Raw genomic sequence first — 3,457 nt, 5'->3', positions numbered from 1 at the left:
GAGCTGAACTACAAGAAACTCGGGATAAACAAGGGCCTGATGCATCTGTACCTGGCCGATGGCGAAGCGATGCTGATAGCAAAAAAGCTGGTAGAAGTTCCGGGAGTCAATTCTGTCTCCGTCCACATTGGCAACTCTGACATCGTCGCAGAGATCATCTACCGTGACAGCATGAACATCCTGAACATGCTTGCGCTAATCAAAAGAATAAAGGGAGTGCAAAAAGTGGTGTGGTCAGAAGAGATACATCGAGTATCTGCCACCAAAAAAGAAAGCATGCTTTCTGTTTTTCCGTCCGGCTTTTCTACGCCGGCAGCAGAAAATCTATAACACTAACCATCTTTCCGTCCTCTATATTGTTCATGACTTCATTAGACAAAGGAGTCAGGCGCGAAAAGCAAGTTGCCGTCCGTGAGCTCGACCTGATGCACGAGGCAATAGACGCCGGCGACTTGAAGAACGCCATGTACCATAAAATAATCGCCAATATTGCAATCGACGAAATGGTTTCAGTAAGCAAATTTGTAGAAAAAGGGTAACCAAAAAACATATGCACGACATCTGGCTATCTTCTCCGCGAATATGGCATGGTGTAGGTGCCACCACGGCCGGGGCAAAGCTTCTGCAATCGACGGTTTTTGCCGCCAAACAACCAAAAACTGCCAATCAACCGCTTTTAAAAATATTATGAGTCGTTATCCCGCGAATGCATGATAATCTGGGTTTTCGCTGTACTCATGCGTAAATACTACATTATTCATCTGTAAAACCTGAGAACCGAGGCGCAGATCAGAAAGATGCTGGACAAGTTCAAAAAACTTGAAAAAACGCACGGGAGGCTGATTGACGAAATGCACGGCGAAGTCTATGCTCTAGAATACGTCTTGGAAGAAAGAGACGACCTGCTGTGACTGATCAAGCTGCAACTTTTTCAAACGCATCGGGACACTGCTATCACTGTGACGCCTTTTTCTTGCATTTCAAGGTAAAACGACCGAATATGCCATAATATGGATTTTATTTGGAACCTTTATTATTGACTTGCCACTACTATAGGAGATAATGTCACTAGACAATCAAAGGATAATGGTTGTCGACGACGAGTCTGACATATTGACGGTGTTAGAGATATTCCTGAAAAAGTGGAAATACAAAGTTGATATGTTTTCTTCCCCCACGCGGGCGCTGGAACATTTTGAGAAAAACGCCATTGCCTGTTCTGTCGTCCTGACCGACATCAGGATGCCTGGCATGAGCGGCCTAGAGCTCGCAGGCAAGCTGCTGAAAATAAAGCCTGGCGTCAAGATAATACTGATGACTGCCTTTGACATCACGCCCGCAGAGCTACAGGCCGGCCTGCCGGCGGTCACGCACCAGGATCTGATAGAAAAGCCGTTTCACCTGCCGCAGATATGCCGGGAAATACGAAAGAGGATGCAATAGCGTCAGGCGTGCGTCTGCCTCAGTATCATGTACAGGTCTTCACTCGTGTCGTAATACCGCCAGCCAGACTCGTACCTGACGCGCTGCGAGCTGGCGCCGTCAAACGGGCCTGCCGCGTCCCTGTCAATCATCACGTTGACGCCTGCGCCGCTTCCGCCCCCGGCAAACTTGAATCCTATCCTGTCGCCCGGCTGGATTGTATACAGCTCGCTGCCGGACAGCTTGAACTCATAGTCTGCGTATGACGCCGACAGCGACGCCACGTTCACGGTGCCAAACAGTTTTTTCACAGACAGGTTATCGTTAAAGACGCCCACTTCTGCCGTCCCCGACGGGCTGCCGATCTTTTGCAGCCTCAATGTAATGCTGTCTATCTCGTCCCCAAGCAGCTGCGACGACGCGCCTGCATACTCGGCGTTTACCTGCCTGCCAGAATAAGTGAGTGAGCCAAAAGTCGCCGTAGTGTCAGACATGTGGGCCACAGGGTAGGCAGACCCGGTCCCGTAAATCGCCGTCAGCTGCGTGTTGGCCGTTATGGACACGTCCCTTGGATTTGCGGTAGAGCCGTTGTCTGCCCACCTGTCAAAAGAATTCCCGCCGTAATTGCCTACGCTGACAGAGTACTGCTGGCCGCTGTCCAGCGTAAAAGTAGCAGGGGAGAACCCGGACGCGACTGAGTTGCCAGAGCTGTCGTACAAAACGGTCCAATATCCTGATAGGGCGTTGCCGCCTTCGTCCTGCGTGGCTACCGTGAGGGTGCGCGTTAGGCTGGACGAAGGCGTCACATAGTATGCAGTCAGTTCCGTGTCCGAGTTGAGCGCCACCGTCCTGGTCCTTGACTCGCTTGCATCGTCCCAGTGGTCAAACGTCGCGCTGCCATAGTCGTACACGGTCACGGCGTACGTCCCTGCGCCGCCGGCGTATGAAAGCGGGGTAAAGCCGGTCTTGACGGTAGAGCCGCCTGACTGGATGGTTGCGTAATATCCGGTGATGGGGCCGCCTTGCATGTCTGCAGACGATACAGTGAGATCGTGCTGGCCTGCTGCAGCCGGCGCATAGTTGGCTGTGTACGTCGCCCCTGCAGCAGGCGTGCTTATCGTGCGGGTCGCCGGCCCGCCGTCTGACCACGACTGGAACTGGTACGCCTGCCCGTTGAGTGTCTGTGTCAATGGAGCCTGGAGTGTCCTTGACATCCCGACCACCCCTGTGAACGAATATGGCGTGGTCCTGGGCTGGCCGTCAAGGTTGACCTGCAGGCCCGACACGCTGCTTGCAAGCGTAATTACAGATTTGTTTGGCGTCACGTCCCGGGTGACGGTGTGCGTCAGGCCCGACGAGTCTTTGACTGTCAGGTGTATGCGGTACCACACGTCGTGCGCGGTCTCGCCGGTGGTTGGAACCGTAAGTGTGCCGCTCTTTACCCCATTGAATTCCTGGAACGGGTGGGTATGCGTGTTGTGGTGGAAGAGCACGACCCACTTGAACGCGCTTGCAGGCAGGCTGCCGTCCTGCGCGTCGGTGGCAGAGCCGGTAAACGATATAGTGTTGCCCGCGTTGTACTTCGCCCCTGCAGCCGGGGCGCTTATCGTTGCAACTGGCGCGCCCCCGACTGAAATGCCTACTGTTGCAGTGTCGCTGCCGCCCCTGCCATCGCTTACCATGAGGGTCGCCGTGTACGGCCCTGCCGAGCTGTACGTGTGCGACGCGCTTGACCCGCTGCCCGACGAGCCGTCGCCATAATTCCACGAATACGCGAGCGGGTCGCCGTCAGGGTCGGTGCTGCCCGACCCGCTGAAATTGACCGTCAGGGGCGCGGGGCCAGAAGTGGGGCTGCCAGAAGCCACGGCGTTTGGCGCGCCGTTGCCGGCAGAGTACGTTACTTTGCGCACCTCGCCGGTGCCTATCAAAAGGTAGTACAGGCTGCCGTCCGGGCCCACCTTGACGTCCACGGGCGTCGAGAGGCCGGATAAAAAGTCTACAGCGCTGCCGTCTGGCGTCAGCCTCTTTACAAATC

4 protein-coding genes are annotated in these 3,457 nt (G+C 54.7%); 3 read left to right on the top strand and 1 reads right to left on the bottom strand.

Features of this window, described 5'->3' with window-relative positions:
• From ACREAY_RS10755 to ACREAY_RS10745, 3 genes are all read left to right on the top strand, one after another.
• A partial coding sequence (locus ACREAY_RS10755; protein WP_431755769.1) for a hypothetical protein occupies nt 1-330 on the top strand: 330 nt, incomplete at its 5' end.
• Between the two features lie 32 nt (nt 331-362).
• On the top strand, nt 363-539 hold the full coding sequence (locus ACREAY_RS10750) for a hypothetical protein (protein ID WP_431755768.1): 177 nt from the start codon (nt 363-365) through the stop codon (nt 537-539).
• A 523-nt stretch (nt 540-1,062) separates the two neighbouring features.
• Nucleotides 1,063-1,443, top strand: coding sequence for a response regulator (locus ACREAY_RS10745; RefSeq protein ID WP_431755767.1), 381 nt, complete (start codon nt 1,063-1,065; stop codon nt 1,441-1,443).
• A gap of 2 nt (nt 1,444-1,445) precedes the next feature.
• Here ACREAY_RS10745 and ACREAY_RS10740 read toward each other — a convergent pair.
• Nucleotides 1,446-3,457 (bottom strand): PKD domain-containing protein (locus tag ACREAY_RS10740; RefSeq protein ID WP_431755766.1); only part of this gene is annotated, 2,012 nt, incomplete at its 5' end.

The organism is Nitrososphaera sp. (assembly GCF_050748925.1).
Taxonomy (GTDB): Archaea; Thermoproteota; Nitrososphaeria; order Nitrososphaerales; family Nitrososphaeraceae; genus Nitrososphaera.
Note: the sequence above shows the minus strand (reverse complement) of the source record. Positions and strands in the feature narration are given on the sequence as shown.